At 65.2% G+C, this 17,908-nt stretch carries 23 protein-coding genes and 1 riboswitch; of the genes, 18 read left to right on the top strand and 5 right to left on the bottom strand.

Annotated features, from left to right (window positions below):
- Positions 1-42: 42 nt before the first annotated feature.
- Positions 43-906: a hypothetical protein gene (locus ACSHZY_RS00575; protein ID WP_435164027.1), complete on the bottom strand. Its 864-nt coding sequence runs from the start codon at positions 904-906 to the stop codon at positions 43-45.
- 122 nt (positions 907-1,028) lie between these two features.
- Here ACSHZY_RS00575 and miaB point away from each other — a divergent pair, with 122 nt between their 5' ends.
- From miaB to ACSHZY_RS00520, 11 genes are all read left to right on the top strand, one after another.
- Complete coding sequence (miaB, locus tag ACSHZY_RS00570) at positions 1,029-2,324, top strand: tRNA (N6-isopentenyl adenosine(37)-C2)-methylthiotransferase MiaB (protein ID WP_435164024.1); 1,296 nt, start codon at positions 1,029-1,031, stop codon at positions 2,322-2,324.
- A gap of 114 nt (positions 2,325-2,438) precedes the next feature.
- The gene (locus tag ACSHZY_RS00565; RefSeq protein WP_435164021.1) at positions 2,439-3,449 is read left to right on the top strand and encodes a PhoH family protein; all 1,011 of its coding nucleotides are present in this window, start codon (positions 2,439-2,441) and stop codon (positions 3,447-3,449) included.
- Complete coding sequence (gene ybeY / locus ACSHZY_RS00560; protein WP_435164017.1) at positions 3,433-3,930, top strand: rRNA maturation RNase YbeY; 498 nt, start codon at positions 3,433-3,435, stop codon at positions 3,928-3,930. The genes ACSHZY_RS00565 and ybeY overlap by 17 nt, the downstream gene beginning before the upstream one ends.
- 84 nt (positions 3,931-4,014) lie before the next feature.
- Positions 4,015-4,911, top strand: a complete 897-nt coding sequence (locus ACSHZY_RS00555) for a hemolysin family protein (protein WP_435164015.1) — start codon at positions 4,015-4,017, stop codon at positions 4,909-4,911.
- 52 nt (positions 4,912-4,963) lie between these two features.
- Positions 4,964-6,406 (top strand): apolipoprotein N-acyltransferase, encoded by a 1,443-nt coding sequence (gene lnt, locus ACSHZY_RS00550; protein WP_435164012.1) that lies wholly within the window; start codon positions 4,964-4,966, stop codon positions 6,404-6,406.
- 36 nt (positions 6,407-6,442) lie between these two features.
- A riboswitch (SAM-SAH riboswitch) is annotated at positions 6,443-6,490 on the top strand.
- Positions 6,491-6,498: 8 nt separating this feature from the next.
- The gene (metK, locus tag ACSHZY_RS00545; RefSeq protein ID WP_435164009.1) at positions 6,499-7,665 is read left to right on the top strand and encodes a methionine adenosyltransferase; all 1,167 of its coding nucleotides are present in this window, start codon (positions 6,499-6,501) and stop codon (positions 7,663-7,665) included.
- A 54-nt stretch (positions 7,666-7,719) separates the two neighbouring features.
- Entirely contained in the window at positions 7,720-8,202 is a 483-nt protein-coding gene (locus ACSHZY_RS00540; RefSeq protein WP_435164006.1) for a PTS sugar transporter subunit IIA, read from the top strand.
- A gap of 33 nt (positions 8,203-8,235) precedes the next feature.
- The gene (gene trmD, locus ACSHZY_RS00535) at positions 8,236-9,039 is read left to right on the top strand and encodes a tRNA (guanosine(37)-N1)-methyltransferase TrmD (RefSeq protein ID WP_435164004.1); all 804 of its coding nucleotides are present in this window, start codon (positions 8,236-8,238) and stop codon (positions 9,037-9,039) included.
- A gap of 56 nt (positions 9,040-9,095) precedes the next feature.
- A complete protein-coding gene (rplS, locus tag ACSHZY_RS00530; RefSeq protein WP_435164001.1) occupies positions 9,096-9,479 on the top strand; it encodes a 50S ribosomal protein L19 in 384 nt (127 codons plus the stop codon).
- A gap of 11 nt (positions 9,480-9,490) precedes the next feature.
- Positions 9,491-9,712 carry a 50S ribosomal protein L31 gene (rpmE, locus tag ACSHZY_RS00525; RefSeq protein ID WP_435163998.1) on the top strand — a complete coding sequence of 74 codons (222 nt, stop codon included), beginning with the start codon at positions 9,491-9,493 and terminating at the stop codon, positions 9,710-9,712.
- A gap of 132 nt (positions 9,713-9,844) precedes the next feature.
- Entirely contained in the window at positions 9,845-10,654 is an 810-nt protein-coding gene (locus tag ACSHZY_RS00520) for a division plane positioning ATPase MipZ (RefSeq protein ID WP_435163996.1), read from the top strand.
- 3 nt (positions 10,655-10,657) lie between these two features.
- Here the strand turns inward: ACSHZY_RS00520 and ACSHZY_RS00515 are convergent, their stop codons facing one another.
- Positions 10,658-10,978, bottom strand: a complete 321-nt coding sequence (locus ACSHZY_RS00515) for an ArsR/SmtB family transcription factor (RefSeq protein ID WP_435163993.1) — start codon at positions 10,976-10,978, stop codon at positions 10,658-10,660.
- 214 nt (positions 10,979-11,192) lie between these two features.
- Between ACSHZY_RS00515 and ACSHZY_RS00510 the strand changes: the two genes are divergently transcribed.
- The 5 genes from ACSHZY_RS00510 to ACSHZY_RS00490 all read left to right on the top strand — a co-directional run bounded on the left by ACSHZY_RS00510 (position 11,193) and on the right by ACSHZY_RS00490 (position 13,748).
- A complete protein-coding gene (locus ACSHZY_RS00510; RefSeq protein ID WP_435163990.1) occupies positions 11,193-11,528 on the top strand; it encodes an AtpZ/AtpI family protein in 336 nt (111 codons plus the stop codon).
- 3 nt (positions 11,529-11,531) lie between these two features.
- Positions 11,532-12,284, top strand: a complete 753-nt coding sequence (locus ACSHZY_RS00505; RefSeq protein WP_435163987.1) for a F0F1 ATP synthase subunit A — start codon at positions 11,532-11,534, stop codon at positions 12,282-12,284.
- Positions 12,285-12,332: 48 nt separating this feature from the next.
- Positions 12,333-12,566: a F0F1 ATP synthase subunit C gene (locus ACSHZY_RS00500; protein WP_435163984.1), complete on the top strand. Its 234-nt coding sequence runs from the start codon at positions 12,333-12,335 to the stop codon at positions 12,564-12,566.
- Between the two features lie 77 nt (positions 12,567-12,643).
- The gene (locus ACSHZY_RS00495; protein ID WP_435163981.1) at positions 12,644-13,186 is read left to right on the top strand and encodes a F0F1 ATP synthase subunit B'; all 543 of its coding nucleotides are present in this window, start codon (positions 12,644-12,646) and stop codon (positions 13,184-13,186) included.
- Positions 13,187-13,190: 4 nt separating this feature from the next.
- A complete protein-coding gene (locus ACSHZY_RS00490) occupies positions 13,191-13,748 on the top strand; it encodes a F0F1 ATP synthase subunit B (RefSeq protein WP_435163978.1) in 558 nt (185 codons plus the stop codon).
- A 50-nt stretch (positions 13,749-13,798) separates the two neighbouring features.
- Here the strand turns inward: ACSHZY_RS00490 and ACSHZY_RS00485 are convergent, their stop codons facing one another.
- Positions 13,799-14,464: an OmpA family protein gene (locus ACSHZY_RS00485; protein WP_435163976.1), complete on the bottom strand. Its 666-nt coding sequence runs from the start codon at positions 14,462-14,464 to the stop codon at positions 13,799-13,801.
- Positions 14,465-14,521: 57 nt separating this feature from the next.
- Complete coding sequence (locus ACSHZY_RS00480) at positions 14,522-15,385, bottom strand: methylated-DNA--[protein]-cysteine S-methyltransferase (protein WP_435165416.1); 864 nt, start codon at positions 15,383-15,385, stop codon at positions 14,522-14,524.
- Between the two features lie 51 nt (positions 15,386-15,436).
- On the opposite strand from ACSHZY_RS00480, the gene nth reads away from it, so the two are divergent.
- A complete protein-coding gene (gene nth, locus ACSHZY_RS00475; RefSeq protein ID WP_435163974.1) occupies positions 15,437-16,081 on the top strand; it encodes an endonuclease III in 645 nt (214 codons plus the stop codon).
- Complete coding sequence (locus ACSHZY_RS00470; RefSeq protein ID WP_435163972.1) at positions 16,078-17,070, top strand: adenosine kinase; 993 nt, start codon at positions 16,078-16,080, stop codon at positions 17,068-17,070. Before nth ends, ACSHZY_RS00470 begins: the two co-directional genes overlap by 4 nt.
- Here ACSHZY_RS00470 and ACSHZY_RS00465 read toward each other — a convergent pair.
- Positions 17,067-17,885, bottom strand: a complete 819-nt coding sequence (locus ACSHZY_RS00465; RefSeq protein ID WP_435163970.1) for a sulfotransferase family protein — start codon at positions 17,883-17,885, stop codon at positions 17,067-17,069. The genes ACSHZY_RS00470 and ACSHZY_RS00465 overlap by 4 nt on opposite strands.
- Between the last annotated feature and the right edge of the window lie 23 nt (positions 17,886-17,908).

Here is a 17,908-nt window from a genome sequence, read left to right as displayed (position 1 = left end):
GGATTTGTCAGAATTTCGGGCGGTTTCGTTCCGCCCGAAACGTCACACCCACTGGCCGGGCTCCAGCAGGCCCAGATCCATCAGCTGCTGCGAATCCCAGCGGAAGGGGATGGAGTAGTGCCAGCGGAAATCCTTCACCTCGCGCCGTGAACCGGGATTCGTGCGCAGGGCCTTGGCCGCGCGGAAGGAACACACGGCCGTGGTCGCGTTGTGGTGCCACGGGCAGGAATAGGTGTTGTATTCCTCGTCGTTGAAGGTGAAGTCGGGGCGCATTTCCAGCCCCGGCTTGGCCAGGAACAGGCTGATCCGGTCGATGCGCCGGCGGTGGTAGGGGACATGCTCCTCGAACCGCCAGCGCAGGCCACCGTAGAAGTCCATCTGCCGGTCCTTGTGCTGGAAGCCGTTCAGCGGATCCTCGCGCCCCAGGGCGTAATAGCCGGCACGGTCCAGATGCGCGTCCTCGGGCGAGACGCCGTTGGGATAGGTGTCGAGGTCGGTCGCGTAAAGATCCACCACATAGGTCAGGAAGGAATAGCGCCGTTCTTCCGTGTGGAAGGAGATCAGTTCCCGCACGTCGCGCGTTTCGCAGAACGGGTAGAACAGGTATTCGCCGTTGAAGCAGTAATGGAACCACACCCCCGGCGCCGCCGCGATCAGGCGGTTCATCACGCGGGGCATCGCGTCTTCCATATGAACGTCATGGCTCACGCGGTGCACCGGGGCCTCGTCCTCGGGGGCGACGCGAATCTCGTCATGGGTCAGCAGCAGCACGCAGGGAAAGCCCAGCATCCGCGCATGGGCAAGGGAGGAACCGACCTCGGTCTCATCCTCTGCCATGATGACTGCGACAGGGCCCTTGCGGAACACGTTTGCGCCAATCACGTCTTCCAGATTGCGGTAACGCATTCATTCATCCATAGCCGTTTCGGCGCCAAGATGGCGGAACCCCTTGGGGCAGGGCAAGACCTTCGATTGCGATCGGGGATGTTTTTCGGATAGAAGCGCCATCACCTTACGGAAGAGCGACCATGGCCGACGTGAAGAAGCTGTTCATCAAAACCTACGGTTGTCAGATGAATGTCTATGACAGCGAGCGCATGGCCGAAGCCATGGGCGGGCAGGGCTATGTCGTGACGGACCGGGCCGAGGATGCGGACATGGTCCTGCTGAACACCTGCCACATCCGTGAAAAGGCGTCGGAGAAGCTGTATTCCGATCTGGGCCGCCTGCGGCCGCTGAAGCGCAAGAACCCCGACCTGAAGATCGGCGTCGCCGGCTGCGTCGCGCAGGCCGAGGGGGCGGAGATCATCCGCCGCATGCCGATGGTCGATCTGGTCGTGGGGCCGCAAAGCTATCACCGCCTGCCAGAGATGGTGCAGGGCAGGGGACCGGCCGTGGACACCGATTTCCCGGCCGAAGACAAGTTCGACCACCTGCCGCCGCGCAAGGCCCTGCGCGGGCCGACGGCCTTCCTGACCGTTCAGGAAGGCTGCGACAAGTTCTGCGCATTCTGCGTCGTGCCCTATACCCGCGGGGCGGAGGTCAGCCGCAGCCCGCAGCGCCTTCTGGCCGAAGCGCGCGATCTGGTCGAACGCGGCGTGCGAGAGATCACGCTGCTGGGCCAGAACGTCAACGCCTATCACGGCGACGACTGGACGCTGGCGCGGCTGATGCGCGAACTGGCCCGGATCGACGGGCTGGAACGCATCCGCTACACCACCAGCCACCCCAACGACATGGACGACGACCTGATCGCCCTGCATGGAGAGGAGGCGAAGCTGATGCCCTATCTGCACCTGCCGGTGCAGTCGGGATCGGACCGCATCCTGAAGGCGATGAACCGCAAGCACACGGCCGACAGCTACCTCCGCCTGATCGAGCGCATTCGGGCGGCGCGGCCCGACATCCTTCTGTCGTCGGACTTCATCGTGGCGTTTCCGGGGGAAACGGAGGCCGACCACCGCGCCACCGTCGATCTGATCCGCGAGGTGCGCTATGGCGCGGCCTTCACCTTCAAGTATTCCGCCCGCCCCGGCACCCCCGCCGCCGAGAAGCCCGAACTGCCGACCGAGGTGGGCGACGCCCGCCTGCAGGAGGTGCGCGACCTGATCATCGACCAGCAGCGCGCCGCACAGGAGGCGATGGTGGGCCGGGAGGTGGGCGTCCTTTACGAAAAGCCCGGGCGCTGGGCGGACCAGATGGTCGGCAAGTCCGATCACCTGCACGCGGTCCACGTGACCGATCCTGCCGCGAAAACGGGCGATCTTGTGCGGGTTCGCATCACGGAAAGCACCGCGAACTCCCTCGCCGGGGTGCGGGTCTAGGGGATGTGGCCCGCGGGTGGCGACTTTCGGGTCTCGGTTGCAAAACGCTTGCCTCGGGGGCGTCCGGCCCCCACATTCAAGGTATAGCTTCACGCCTGCAGTAAGGAGATCTCCTTGGGCATCAGTGCGCTGACTTCCCCGAAACGTCCGGAAGACGCCGTGGAAACCGTTCTTGAATTTCCCGACAACCGTCTTCTGATCGACCTTTGTGGCGAATACGACCGTCACCTGGCCAAGATCGAGCAACAGATGGGGGTTCATATATTGAGGCGCGGCAACCGTCTTGCCCTTGTGGGGGACAAGCCGTCGCGCGACCAGGCCGAGGCTGTGCTGAACGGACTTTACGCCCGCTTGGAGGCCGGACGCGGCCTGACCTCCGGCGACGTGGACAGCGCCCTGCGCATGTCCGCCCCCGTCTTCGGCGACACCGTCGAGCAGATGGAGATGTTCCAGCCCGGCAAGTACGAGATCCGCACCCGCAAGAAACCGGTGGAGCCGCGGACCGAGGCGCAGAAGGCCTATGTCGCAAACCTGTTCGACCACGAGATGGCCTTCGGCATCGGCCCGGCCGGGACGGGCAAGACCTATCTGGCCGTCGCGGTGGGCGTGACCATGCTTCTGTCCGGGGGGGTGGAGAAGATCATCCTGTCGCGTCCCGCGGTGGAGGCGGGGGAACGCCTCGGCTTCCTGCCCGGCGACATGAAGGAAAAGGTCGATCCTTACATGCAGCCGCTTTACGACGCGCTGAACGACTTCCTGCCCCAAAAGCAGCTGGCCAAGCTGATGGAAGACAAGAAGATCGAGATCGCGCCGCTGGCCTTCATGCGCGGCCGGACGCTGTCCAACGCCTTTGTCGTGCTGGACGAGGCGCAGAACGCCACGACCATGCAGATGAAGATGTTCCTGACCCGTCTGGGCGAAGGCTCGCGCATGGTCATCACGGGCGACCGGACGCAGATCGACCTTCCGCGCGGCACGACCTCGGGGCTGTGGGACGCGGAGCGGATCCTGAAGGAAGTGCGGGGCATCAGCTTCAACTACTTCACCTCCAAGGACGTGGTGCGCCACCCGCTTGTGGGCCGCATCATCGAAGCGTATGAAGCCGCCGATGGAACCGCTGGTTGACACCGTAATCGAAGACGACCGCTGGGAGGCCTTCGGCCTTCCGGCCCTTGCGACGCGCGCGGCGGAGGCCACCTTCGCCGCGCTGGGCGTTCATGGCGTGACGCTGGCCCTGATGGGCTGCGACGACGCCGAGATCGCGGAGCTGAACGCCCAGTTCCGCCAGAAGGGCAAGCCCACCAACGTGCTGTCCTGGCCGTCCGAGGATCGCGCGGCGGGCGAACCCGGCGGCATTCCCGACCTGTCGGGCGGGGACGAGGACGACCCGGACGAGCTGGGCGACATCGCCATCGCTTGGGAAACCTGCATGGCCGAAGCGGCGGACCAGAAGAAGACCCCCGAGGATCACGTGACCCATCTGGTGGTGCACGGGATCCTGCATCTTCTGGGCTATGATCACGTCGATGACGCCGATGCGGAGCTGATGGAATCCACCGAAACGCGGATTCTGGCCAGTTTGAACATTTCCGACCCCTACGCCTGACCGCGGAACCCTTGCCAGACAGGCCACCCGTGCCCCATATTGGCGGCGGCGCCCCCGACGGCGTTGCATCCGACAGAAGGACACATGGGCAGTAGCATCGACGGCTCTCCTGCGGCGCAGGGCGCGCAGGACACCGCAGAGGACGATCAACGGCGCGACGTTGCGGACGTCGCTCTGGACGAGCGTGACAATCGCGGCTTTTTCGGACGGCTTTTCGGCGCCTTCGCGCCGGGCGAAGACCGTGAGAACGCCGCGGACAAACCGGACGAACATCACGGCATCGCCAACCTTCGCCGCCTGCGGGTGGACGATGTGGCGGTTCCCAAGGCCGAGATCAAGGCCGTGTCCATCGACATCGGCCTGAAGGACCTGGTCGCGGTGTTCCGCGAGGAGGGATATTCGCGCCTTCCCGTCTACGAGGATTCGCTCGACAATCCGCTGGGCATGGTCCTTTTGAAGGATCTGGCGCTGCGGCACGATTTCACCTCGCAGGAACCCTTCGACCTGCGCACGCTGCTGCGCCCGATCATGTTCACCCCCCCTTCGATGACAGCCGCCATGCTGCTGCAGAAGATGCAGCGCGAACGGATGCATCTGGCGCTGGTGATCGATGAATATGGCGGCGTCGACGGTCTGGTCACGATCGAGGACCTGATCGAGACGATCATCGGAGAGATCGACGACGAGCATGACGAGGTGGCCGGCGCCCTTTGGGTGCAGGACGCGCAGGGCAATTACATCGTGCAGTCGCGCGCCTCGCTGAACGCGTTCGAAAAGGCGACGGGGCTGGAACTGCGGCGCGAGGATGACGACGAGGATGTCGACACGATCGGCGGCCTGATCTTCGTGCGCGCCGGTCGCGTGCCCCGCAAGGGTGAGGTGGTGGATCACGAATCGGGTGCGCGGTTCGAGGTGCTGGACGGCGATCCCCGCCGCATCAAGCGTCTGCGCGTCCATCTGCCCGAGGCGCAGCCCGCTTGACGCCACGACGGCCGGGGGCCACAAGCGACGCGTCTGGCGACGGAGGCTTGTGATGTGGCGTTTCCCCGGCTGGTCGCGCATGGGCGCGGCCTTTGGCCTTGGTGCCGTGATGGCGACGGGGCAGGCCCCCCTGGGCTTCTGGTGGTTCACGCTGGCGGGGCTGGCCGCGGTGTGCGTGATGCTGTCGCGGGCCGAAGACTGGCGCGCGCGGGCCTGGACCGGATGGTTCGCCGGGGCCGGGTATTTCGCGCTGGCGCTGAACTGGATCATCGAACCCTTCCTTGTGGATCCCTGGACCTTTGGCTGGATGGCCCCCTTCGCGGTGGTGCTTCTGTCCTTCGGGCTGGCGCTGTTCTGGGCGCTGGCGGCGGCCGTGGCGCGGGGCCCGCTGATCTTCGCGGTCGCACTGACGGCCGTTGAATTCGCGCGAGGCCACGTGCTGACGGGCTTCCCCTGGGCGCTGCCGGGGCATGTCTGGATCGGCTGGGCGCCGTCGCAGATGGCCGCCTGGATCGGACCGACCGGCCTGACGCTGATGACCGCGCTGATGGCGGCCCTGCCGGTGGCGCTGCGCTGGAAGGGGGCGGCCCTGTCGGGCGTCCTGCTGATCGGGGCCTTCGGTCTTGGCCTGTGGCGGCTGGACCAGCCGGACCCGGCGGGCACCGGCCGCATCGTGCGGATCGTGCAGCCCAACGCCGCGCAGGCCATGAAATGGGATCCGGATCGCGCCGCGATGCTGTTCCGCCGCGCGCTGGATCTGTCGGCGGCGCCGGGGCGCAAGGATCTGGTGGTCTGGCCCGAAACCTCCGTTCCCTATCTTCTGGACGATTATGTCGCGCAAGAGATCGGCTCGGCCGCAGGCGTGCCCGCCGCCGTCGGCATCCAGCGCACGGAAGGGCCGCTGGCCTTCAACTCCCTCGCGGTGGTGCAGCCGGACGGTCGGGTGTCCCAGATCTATGACAAGCACCATCTGGTGCCGTTCGGGGAATACATGCCCTTCGGGGACACGCTGGCCCGTGTCGGCATCTCGGCCTTCGCGGCGCGCTTGGGCCACGGCTACATGGCGGGGCCGGGCCCGCATGTGCTGGATCTGGGGACCTTGGGCGACGCGCTTCCCCTGATCTGCTACGAGGCGGTGTTCCCGCAGGACGTCCGCGCCGACACCCGTCCGGGCTGGCTGCTGCAGATCACCAACGACGCGTGGTTCGGGACGCTGACAGGCCCCTATCAGCATCTGGCGCAGGCCCGCCTGCGCGCGATCGAGCAGGGGCTGCCCATGGTCCGTGCCGCCAATACGGGCGTTTCCGTCATGATCGACGCCAAGGGGCGGGTGCAGAAAAGCCTTCTGCTGGGGGAGCAGGGGTATCTGGACGCCGAACTGCCCGGCGCATTGCCGGCCACGGTCTATGCACGCTTCGGCGAAGGGCCGGTTCTTGCCGTTCTGGTGCTTCTGGCGGGGGTCCTGCTGGTCCTGCGCCGGAAAAGGCGCGGTTGACCCTCGCCCCCGCCCGATATAGCGATGCTGCTCATCGAACCGTCACAACGGCTTCCTGGCGTGACGGGGATATCCAACGGAGCACACTTTCCATGTCGCGCAAGAACTACACCTTCACCTCCGAATCCGTGTCGGAGGGGCACCCGGACAAGGTTTGCGATCGCATCTCGGATGCGATCCTCGACGCCTTCCTGACCGAGGAGCCGAACGCACGGGTGGCGTGCGAAACCTTCGCCACCACCGACCAGGTGGTCGTCGGCGGGGAAGTGGGTCTGACCGACAAGGCCCGCCTGCACGAACATCTGGGCAAGATCGACGCCATCGTCCGCGATTGCGTGAAGGATATCGGCTATGAACAGGACAAGTTCCACTGGAACACCCTGCGCGTGCTGAACCTGCTGCATCCGCAATCGGCCCATATCAGCCAGGGCGTGGACAAGGACGGCGCGGGCGACCAAGGCATCATGTTCGGCTTCGCCGTGGACGAGACGCCGGACCTCATGCCCGCGCCGATCCAATACGCCCACGCGATCCTGCGCCGTCTGGCCGAAGCCCGCAAGTCGGGCGCAGAACCCACGCTGGGTCCGGACGCGAAATCGCAGCTGTCCCTGCGCTACGAAGATGGCAAGCCAGTGGAGGTGACGTCCATCGTCCTGTCCACCCAGCACCGCGACATCGCCCAGACCTCGGACGACATCCGCGCCATTGTGGAACCCTACATCCGCGAAACGCTGCCGCAGGGCTGGCTGACCGAGAAGACGGAATGGTGGGTCAACCCCACCGGGACCTTCGTGATCGGCGGGCCGGATGGCGACGCGGGCCTGACCGGCCGCAAGATCATCGTGGACACTTATGGTGGCGCGGCCCCCCATGGTGGCGGCGCGTTTTCGGGCAAGGATCCCACCAAGGTGGACCGTTCGGCCGCCTACGCCGCACGGTATCTGGCCAAGAACGTGGTGTCGGCCGGCATGGCGTCGAAATGCACGATCCAGATCTCCTACGCGATCGGCGTGGCGAAACCCCTTTCCGTCTACGTGGACACCCACGGCACGGGCGAGGTGGACGCCGCCGCGATCGAGCGGGCGATCCCGAAGGTCATGGACCTGTCGCCCCGCGGCATCCGCGAACATCTGCAATTGAACCGTCCCATCTATGCCCGCACGGCGGCGTACGGCCATTTCGGCCGCGCGCCGGACGCCGATGGCGGCTTCAGCTGGGAACGCACCGATCTGGTCGAGGCGCTGAAACGCGCTGTCTAGGACCCTTCCGCCATCCCGGACACGGGGTGGCGTTCACGTTTCAACGGGATGTGCATGACGCTCTCCGAACGGATCCGCCCCGATGGGCTGCTGCTGGACATCGAGGTGGCTGACAAGGCCGCGCTTCTGGACCTTCTGGCCCACCGCGCCGCCGACGTCTTTGGACTGGACCACGACACCGTCCTGTCGAAGCTGTCCAAACGGGAGGAGCTGGGCTCCACCGGCATCGGCCACGGCATCGCCTTGCCCCATTGCCCCTGCGCGGGGATCGAGGCGCCGGCCGTGCTGTTCGCCCGGCTGAAGCCCGCGATCGAGTTCCAGGCCGTGGACGAACGCGTGGTGGACCTTGTGCTGATGCTGCTTCTGCCCAAGGACAGCGCGGCGCAGCATCTGCCGGTCCTGTCCATGGCGGCGCGCGTTCTGCGTCAGGCGGATGTGGCCAAGGCGCTGCGCCAGGCGCGCCCCGAGGAGATCGCGGCGATCTTCCATCGCGCCGCCGCCACGGTGGACGAGGAAAAGCGCAGCGCCGACCTCTAGACCGGCCGGCGAAAGGCGGCTAGAGGCGAAGGGATGAGCATTCCGACAAAATCCCATGGCCGCCTTGCGATCAGCGCGTCTTCCAAGCCGCGCGACCTGATGGCGGATGTCCGCGTGCAGGGCGCGTGGCGGGCCAAGATCATCACCCTGTTCCCCGAGGCCTTTCCCGGCACGCTGGGCCTGTCCCTGACGGGCAAGGCGCTGGATTTCGGGCTGTGGGCGCTGGAAACGATCGATCTGCGCACCTTCGGCGAAGGCAAGCACCGCAATGTCGATGACACGCCGGCAGGCGGCGGGGCCGGGCTGGTCATCCGCCCGGACATCGTGGCCAAGGCCCTGGACGCGGCGGCGGAACCGGCGGGCTGGCCTGTCGTCTACCTGTCACCGCGCGGAAAGCCGTTCGATCAGGCGATGGCGCAGCGCTGGTCCGAAGGGCCGGGGGTGACCCTTCTGTGCGGCCGCTTCGAAGGCGTGGACCAGCGCGTGATCGACCATTACGGGATCGAGGAGGTCAGCCTTGGCGACTTCGTCATGACCGGGGGGGAGATTGCGGCACAGGCCTTGATCGACGCGACGGTTCGCCTTATACCGCGCGTCATCGGGAATCACGCGTCCACCGAGGAGGAGTCCTTCTCGGATGGACTTTTGGAGTTTCCGCAATACACGAAACCTTCGGTCTGGCAGGACCGCGAGATACCGGAAGTGCTTCTGTCCGGCCATCACGCGAACATCTCCGGCTGGCGGAAGGCGATGGCCGAAAGGCTGACAAAGGAACGCAGGCCTGATCTCTGGCGGGCTTACTGTGCACGGCACGGTAGGGACCCGGGCGAAGACTGAGAGCTCTCTGGCGGCATCACCATCGTGGAACACCACGAGATTTGAAAGGACACGCGATGAACCTGATCGCACAGATCGAGGCGGAGCAGATCGCCGCCCTCGGCAAGACCATCCCGGATTTCAAGGCCGGCGACACCATCCGCGTCGGCTACAAAGTGACCGAAGGCACCCGCACCCGCGTGCAGGCCTACGAAGGCGTCTGCATTTCCCGCAAGGGCGGTGCCACGCTGGCCGCTTCGTTCACCGTGCGGAAAATCTCCTTCGGTGAGGGTGTGGAACGTGTGTTCCCCCTCTACTCGACCAACATCGAGACGATCGAGGTTGTGCGTCGTGGCCGTGTGCGCCGCGCGAAGCTGTACTACCTTCGTGCACGTCGTGGCAAATCGGCACGTATCGCCGAAGACACCACGTACAAAAACAAGAACGCCGTCGAAGCGTAAGGACTGGAACGATGAAAAACGACATCCATCCCGACTATCACTTCATCAACGTCAAGATGACGGACGGCACCGTTTACCAGGTCCGTTCGACCTGGGGCAAAGACGGCGACCAGATGTCCCTGGACATCGACCCGCTGGCACACCCGGCATGGACCGGCGGCACCAGCCGTCTGATGGACACCGGTGGCCGCGTGTCCAAGTTCAAGAACAAATACGCCGGTCTGGGCTTCTGAGATCGGAAAGAAGGGCGCGGGAAACCGCGCCCTTTGTCTTTGCGCCACAACCCCGGCCTTTCCGCCACCCGCCCCTTGCGCGAGGCCCGGCCAGACGCTAGCCGCTTGAACAGGAAAAGCGGGAACAGTTTCGTGGCGCATATCATCGTCGTGGGCAACGAAAAGGGCGGGTCGGGCAAATCGACCACCTGCATGCATGTGGCCACAGCGCTCGTCCGCATGGGCCATCGCGTGGGCGCGCTGGATCTGGATGTCCGGCAGCGCAGCTTCGGCCGCTACACGGAAAATCGCGCGGCCTTTCTGGCGCGGACGGGGCTCGACCTGCCGTCTCCGCATTACCTTGCCCTGCCGGAGGTGGAGGAAGCCAAGGTCGGCGCGGGGGAGAATGTGCTGGACCGCCGGCTGGCCCTTGGCGTGGCGCAGCTGGAGCCGGTGTCGGACTTCATCCTGATCGACTGCCCGGGATCGCACACGCGCCTGAGCCAGGTGGCCCACACGTTGGCGGACACACTGATCACCCCGCTGAACGACAGCTTCATCGACTTCGACCTGCTGGCCCGGATCGATCCCGACACCGGCAAGGTCAAGGGCCCGTCGATCTATTCCGAGATGGTGTGGAACGCGCGCCAGTTGCGGGGGCAGGCGGGGTTGAAGCCGATCGACTGGATCGTGCTGCGCAACCGCCTTGGCGCCCAGCAGATGCACAACAAGAAGAAGGTCGGTGCGGCGCTGGAGGATCTGTCCAAGCGCATCGGCTTCCGCGTGGCCCCCGGCTTTTCCGAACGGGTGATCTTCCGCGAGCTGTTTCCCCGCGGCCTGACCCTGCTGGACCTGAAGGACACGGGGGTGGAAACGCTCAACCTGTCCAACATCGCCGCACGGCAGGAGGTGCGGGATCTGGTGGCCGAACTGCGCCTTCCCGGGGTGACGGTCGATTTCTGAGGGTCAGCCCAGCTCGGCCTTCAGGAACCGTTCGAAGGCGTCCAGATCCATCGGGTCGAACTGCCCGAACCCCTGCATCCAGACCGAGGCACGGCGCAGCGCGTCCGGCTCCAGCCGGCACCAGCGCACGCGACCTTGCTGTTCCTGCGTCACAAGCCCCGCCGCGACCAGAACCTGAAGATGCTTGGACACCGCCGCCAGCGACATCTGAAAGGGGGCGGCCACATCGGACACCGCCATGTCGTCTTCCAGCAGCATCGACAGGATCGCCCGCCGGGTCGGGTCTGCCAGGGCGGCAAAGATAAGGTCAAGGGGATCCGGCATGACGGTCATCTTGCGCGGCGTGCGGGAAAGGTCAACGCATCACGATCAACCGCACGGTTTAGGAACACCGGGGGCCGGTGGGTGCGACATTCTGGCACAGGAAGGTGAACCGAACCTTTCCCCTGCTTGAACAATGGCTTGACGTGTCCCCCGCTTCCTTGACTTGAAGGGGAGGGGGCAGTAGCAACGCTTCAACTGTCACAGGGACGTGTTCATGGCGGACGACCCCGATCCAGAGCGGCTGCGCGCACTCGAGGCGCGCCTCGCGAAGGCGAAGGGCTCGGCCGTGCCGAAGCGGACCGGGAAGGCAGGCGAGGCGTTCTCGCAGGGCGAGATCGGTTGGCGCATGATCACCGAACTGGTGGCCGGGCTGCTGATCGGGTTCGGCATCGGCTATGGGCTGGATGTGCTGCTGGGAACCTTGCCGCTGTTCCTGATCCTCTTCACGCTGCTGGGCTTTGCCGGCGGGGTGCGGACCATGATGCGGACGGCGCAAAGCGTGCAGTCGAAGGAAATGACGGACGGCGACGTCCCGAAGCGAGAGGAATAGGGCGTGGAGACGGAAACGGCAGCAGGCGGTTTTGCCATCCATCCGATGGATCAGTTCATTGTCCGTCCGCTGTTCAGCGACGGTCCGGTCCAGTGGTACACCGTCACCAACGTGACGCTGTGGCTGGCGCTGGCCGTGCTGTGTGTGGCCGCGCTGATGATCTTCGGCACCCGTCGCCGCGCGCTGGTTCCCAGCCGCAGCCAGTCCATGGCCGAAATGGCCTATGGCGTCGTTCACAACATGGTGGAGGAAGTGACCGGGCCCGAGGGCGTGAAGTACTTCCCCTATGTCATGACGCTGTTCATGTTCATCCTGTTCGCCAACCTGCTGGGCCTGATCCCCGCTTCGTTCACGACGACCAGCCACGTGGCCGTTACCGTGACACTGGCGCTGATGGTCTTCGTGGGCGTCACGATCCTGGGCTTCGTGCGCAAGGGTCCGGGCTTCCTGAAGATGTTCTGGGTCGAAGCCGCGCCGCTGCCGGTCCGTCCGGTCCTGGCCATCATTGAGCTGATTTCCTACTTCGTGCGCCCCGTCAGCCATTCCATCCGTCTTGCGGGCAACCTGATGGCCGGCCACGCCGTCATCAAGGTGTTCGCGGGCTTCGCCACGATGGCGATCCTGTCGCCGGTGGCCATTGGCGCCGTGACCGTCATCTACGGTCTGGAAACGCTGGTCGCGGTCGTTCAGGCCTATGTTTTCACCATTCTGACCTGCGTCTATCTGCGTGACGCGGTGGCGGACAATCATCACTAACGGGCACCGACGGGTTCGACCCTTCTGCCAACTCAAGGAGATACGACAATGCAAGAACTCGCTCTCATGGGCCAATACATCGGTGCTGGTCTGGCTGCGATCGGTTGCGGCGCAGCAGGTATCGGCGTCGGCCACATTGCCGGCAACTTCCTGTCGGGCGCCCTGCGCAACCCGTCGGCGGCCGCTGGCCAGATGGCGAACCTGTTCGTCGGCATCGCGTTTGCCGAAGCTCTGGGCATCTTCGCCTTCCTGATCGCCCTGCTGCTGATGTTCGCCGTCTGATCCAAGGCACGACGATCCTTTGGCCGAGGGGGTTGACCGCCCCTTCGGCCTGATCCTTGACGCCGCGGAGGGAATTCATGGAACATCAAGTTCAAGACGTGGCGGAAGCCGCGCACGGCGAGGCCCCTCATGCTGCGGGCATGCCGCAACTGGATTTTTCCAGTTGGCCAAACCAGATCTTCTGGCTTCTGGTCGCCCTGGTGGCCATCTACCTGCTGCTGACCCGCGTCGCGCTGCCGCGCATCGGTTCGGTCCTGTCCGAACGTCGTGGCGCGATCACCAACGATCTGCTGGCCGCGGAAGAACTGAAGCAGAAAGCCAAGGACGCCGAAAAGGCGTATGAAGCCGCCCTTGCCAAGGCGCGTGCCGAAGCGCAGGCGATCGCGGCCGACGCACGCGCGGCGACCGATGCCGATCTGGCCGACGCCATTGCACGCGCCGATGCGGAAATTGCCGCACGTGTGGCTGTGTCCGAGTCCCGGATCGCGGACATGCGGGCCGGCATGCGGCAAAGCGTGACGGACGTCGCCACCGAAACCGCGGCGGCGCTGGTCGCGGCTCTGGGTGGCCGGCCGGACGGGACGATCGATGCGGCTGTCGCCAGCCATGTGAAGGTGTGATGTGATGAAGACGCTTTCCATCCTTCTGGCGCTGGCCGCCACGCCCGCACTTGCGGCGTCCGACGCTCCGTTCTTCTCGCTCTACAACACGAACTTCACGGTCGGCATCGCCTTCCTGATCTTCGTGGGCATCCTTCTTTGGGCCAAGGTACCGGCCCGGATCACGTCGATGCTGGACAAGCGCTCGACCGACATCCGGAACGAGCTGGACGAGGCCAAGGCCCTTCGCGAAGAAGCCAAGGCCCTGCTCGCCTCGTACGAGCGTAAGCAGAAGGAAGTAATCGAGCAGTCCGAGCGCATCGTGGCCAAGGCCCGGCAGGACGCGGTCCACGCGTCCGAGCAGGCGAAGCTGACGCTGCAGGAAACGGTCACGCGCCGGATCAAGGCGGCGGAAGACCAGATCGCGGCGGCCGAAGCCGGTGCCGTCAAGGAAGTGCGCGAACGCGCCATCCTTGCGGCGGTCGAAGCGGCCCGCGACGTTCTGGCCCGCCAGATGACGCCGGAAAGCCGCTCGATCTCCATCGACGCGGCCATCGATCAGGTCGGCCAGAAGCTTCACTGATCGCCAGCGACGCATCATGAAAAAGGCCGGTCTTTCGACCGGCCTTTTGCTTAGCGCTGGATCGGGCGGATGACGATGTCCACCCGGCGGTTCTGAGCGCGACCTTCGGCCGTCGCGTTGGAGGCGACCGGCTGGCTCAGCCCCATGCCGTAGGAGGAGATCCGGTTGGCGGGCACGCCGTTGCGGATCAGCACCTGCGCCACGGCGGAGGCACGACGTTCCGACAAGGCCTGGTTGTAGGCGGCGCTGCCCGTGTTGTCGGTGTGGCCCGCGATCTGGATGGTGGAGTTCGGGTATTGCACCAGGTTCCGGGACACGGCCTGAAGGTCCGCCTGCAGATCGGCCCGCAGGTTGGAGCTGTCGGTCGCGAACAGCAGGTCCTGCGGCATGTTCACCACAAGCTCGTTCCCCGTGTTTGTCACGTTGATGTTGGAGCTGGTGGTGGAGCGGAGTTGCGCCGCCTGACGGTCCAGTTCGGCGCCGGCCGCGCCGCCCAGGATGCCGCCGACCAGGGCGCCACCGGCGATCTTGGCCGCGCGATCCTCGCCCGACTGCGCACCCAGCGCGCCGCCGATGATCGCGCCGGTGATGGCGCCCATGTTGGTTTTCTGGTTCGCGGCCCCGCCCGGGCCCACGCCGGTGCCATAGGGATCGTTGCAACCTGCAAGGGCAACAAGGCCCACGGTGCCAAGGAGAAGGGGAAGTTTGAAGTTCATTCTGACGCCTCGTATCTCGCGTTCACGCCAATGCGTGGGCATATGGCTATACCAACGTCAGAGGCGTTCCGATAGTTCCTCCGTCACATCGGCGGCATCGCGCCGAGCCGATTCATGCGCCAGCATCGCCCGCTTGCGCGTCAACCCCCAGTGGTAGCCCCCCAATGCCCCGGTCTTGCGCAGGGCGCGATGGCAGGGGATCAGCCAGCTGACCGGGTTGCGCCCGATCGCGGTGCCCACCGCCCGCACTGCCCCCGGATGACCGATGCGGGTGGCGATGGTGGAATAGGTCGTCACCTGTCCCGAGGGCACGGACAGCAGCGCTTCCCACACCTTGATCTGGAACGGGCCGCCCATCAGGTGCAGGCGGGCTTGCCGCCCCTCGAACGCCGCTTGGGCCAAGGGGGCGATGGCCATGTCCTGCTCATACCGCGCACGGGGCCAGCGGCGGGTCAGGTCGGCAAAGGCATCGAAATCGGGGTCATCGAACCCGATGCCGCAGATGCCGCGATCGGTCGCCATGACTACGGCCTCCCCGAACGGGGAGGGGAGGCGCGTCCATCCAATTCTCAGCCCCTCCCCGGCACGGGCGTAGTCGCCGGGGCTCATCGCCTCCCACCGCAGGAACAGGTCGTGCAGCCGCCCACCGCCCGACAGGCCGGCAGCGTGGCTGGTTTCCAGAACGGTGGTCTGGGCGGCCAGCAGATGCCGCGCATGATCCAGCGCCAGATATTGCGAGAATCGCTTCGGCGAAACACCCACCCAGGCCGAGAAGACCCGCTGGAAATGCGCGGGCGACAGGCCCGCCACCGCCGCCGCGTCCTCCAGCGAGAGGTCGGGCCGTTCGGCAATGGCGTCCAAGGCGCGGGCGATGATGGGGTAATGGTATGACATGCCCGGAAGATACGCCCGCGCCGCCATCCGGGCGACCCGAATCTTGCGGCTTTGCAGGCGGGCTGTCATACCGTCGCCATGGCACGCCAGCTTCCTTATCAAACCATCAAGGCGATCTTCACCCGCCTGCACGAGATCGAGCCGGAGCCGAAAGGCGAGCTGGATCACGTGAACGCCTACACGCTGGTCGTGGCGGTGGCGCTGTCGGCGCAGGCCACGGATGCCGGCGTCAACAAGGCGACCAAAGGGCTGTTCGCCCAAGTGACCACGCCCCAGCAGATGCTGGACTTCGGCGAGGGGCGGTTGCTGGAGGCGATCAAGACCATCGGGCTGTTCCGCCAGAAGGCCAAAAATGTCATGAAGCTGAGCCGGATTCTGGTCGAAGATTATGGCGGCGAGGTTCCTTCCTCGCGGGCGGCGCTGCAAACCCTGCCAGGCGTGGGACGCAAGACGGCGAATGTCGTGCTGAACATGTGGTTCCACCAGCCGACGCAGGCCGTCGATACACATATCTTCCGCGTGGGCAACCGCACGGGCCTAGCCCCCGGCCGCGATGTCGATGCGGTGGAGCGGGCGCTGGAGGACCATGTGCCGGCACAATTTGCCCTGCACGCCCACCACTGGCTGATCCTGCACGGGCGCTACATCTGCATCGCGCGAAAACCGAAATGCGGCATCTGTCCTATCTATGAATTCTGCGCTTACGAGGAAAAAACGGCATGAAGAAGTATCACGTCACGGGCATCGGCAACGCCATGGTCGATGTGCTGGCGCGCACCGACGATGCGTTTCTTCAGGATCACGGCATCGACAAGGGCATCATGCAGCTGATCGACCGCGACCGCGCGGTGGAGCTTTACGCCCATATCGGTCCCGCGCGCGAAGTGTCGGGCGGGTCGGCCGCGAATACCATCGCGGGCATCGCGCATCTGGGCGGGCCCACCGCCTATATCGGAAAGGTGCGCAACGATCAGCTGGGCGCCATCTTCGCCCATGACCTACGCGCGCAGGGCGCGACCTTCGAAACCCCGATGGCGGGCGTGGACACGGTGCAGGAAACCGGCCGCTGCCTTGTCTGCGTGACCCCGGATGGGGAGCGTTCGATGAACACCTATCTTGGCGTGTCCGAATTCCTTGGCCCCGAGGATATCGACGTGGAGATGGTGGCCGATTCGGAATGGATCTATCTGGAAGGCTACCGCTTCGACGGGCCGGACAGCCATGCGGCGTTCGAAAAGGCGATCCGTGCCTGCAAGGCGGCCGGTGGCCGCGTGGCGCTGACCCTGTCGGACCCGTTCTGCGTGGAACGTCACCGCGACGCCTTCCGCCGCCTGATCGAACAGGACGTGGACCTGCTGTTCGCCAACCGGGCGGAGATCCTGTCGATGTATGGCACGACCGATCTGGACACGGCACTGACGGCCGCGGCCGCGCAGGTGGCGATCCTCGCCTGCACCGAGAGCGAGAAGGGCGCGCATGTGCTGTCCGACGGACAACGCTGGCACATTCCCGCGTTCGCGACCGAGATTCAGGACGCGACCGGGGCGGGCGACCTGTTCGCGGCGGGCTTCCTGTGGGGGATCACCAACGGCTACGCGCTGGAAGAGGCGGGACGCATGGGCTGCATCGCCGCGTCCGAGATCATCAGCCATGTCGGCGCACGGCCGGAACAGGACCTGAAGGCCCTGTTCCATCAGCACGGGCTTCTTTAATCGCCCAGACGGCGGTGGACCTCTTTCAGGTCCACCTCGGACTTCGGCAGCTTGTTGGCCGGGTTGTCGAAGTCGTATTTGAACAGCTGGAAATCCTTGCGATAGATTTCCCACATCAGGTGCATCGACAGGTCGTCGAAGTAATCCTCCACCGGATGGGCGCGCTTCGGGCCGTGGCCTTCGGATTCATTGAAGCGCGGCATCCCCTTCAGGTCGACCTCGTGCTTCGGCTCCATCGCGTTCAGGACCTTCTGCATCCCGTCGTTGAACTTCTCGGTGAAGAAGATCTGGTCGTACTTGCCGCCGTTCACGATGAACGTCGCGATGTGGCCCGACATGGCGGACCAGTGGATGTCCGGATCCATCGGCTTCTTGAAGCGGATGGTGTCGCGGGCGAACAGAAGGAAGCGCCGGAAGCTCTTGATCTGGTCGAACTCCTCGGTCCCGTCGGGGCCACCCACCTCGATCCCGTATTTCTGGATCAGCAGCGGCACGAGGTTCCCGCGATACCGCTTCCCGTTGCGCTGGATGCCGCAGATCTTGTCGAAGAAGGACGACAGAATGCGCGTGTAGGGGTTGCGCACGCAGGTGAAGGTGACGCTCTTGTGCTTGCTGACATTCGCCTCGATCAGCGGCTGGCTTTCAGCCTGCGACCACTTGTGCAGCCCGCCCGTCGAATCGTGGATGTCACCTTCGAAGAATTTGCCATGATCCGTGTAGAACATGATCTGCCCGATGGTGGAGCAGGCGCATTTCGGCACGACGCGATACACGACGCTTTCGCTTTCGGTCATCCACGTTCCTGGAAACCCCATCACCATACTCCCGCTCAGGTACT

Source organism: Falsirhodobacter sp. 1013 (assembly GCF_051195255.1).
Classification (GTDB): Bacteria; Pseudomonadota; Alphaproteobacteria; order Rhodobacterales; family Rhodobacteraceae; genus Falsirhodobacter.
The sequence above is the reverse complement of the archived record's forward strand: the minus strand, read 5'-3'. Positions and strand labels throughout refer to the sequence as shown.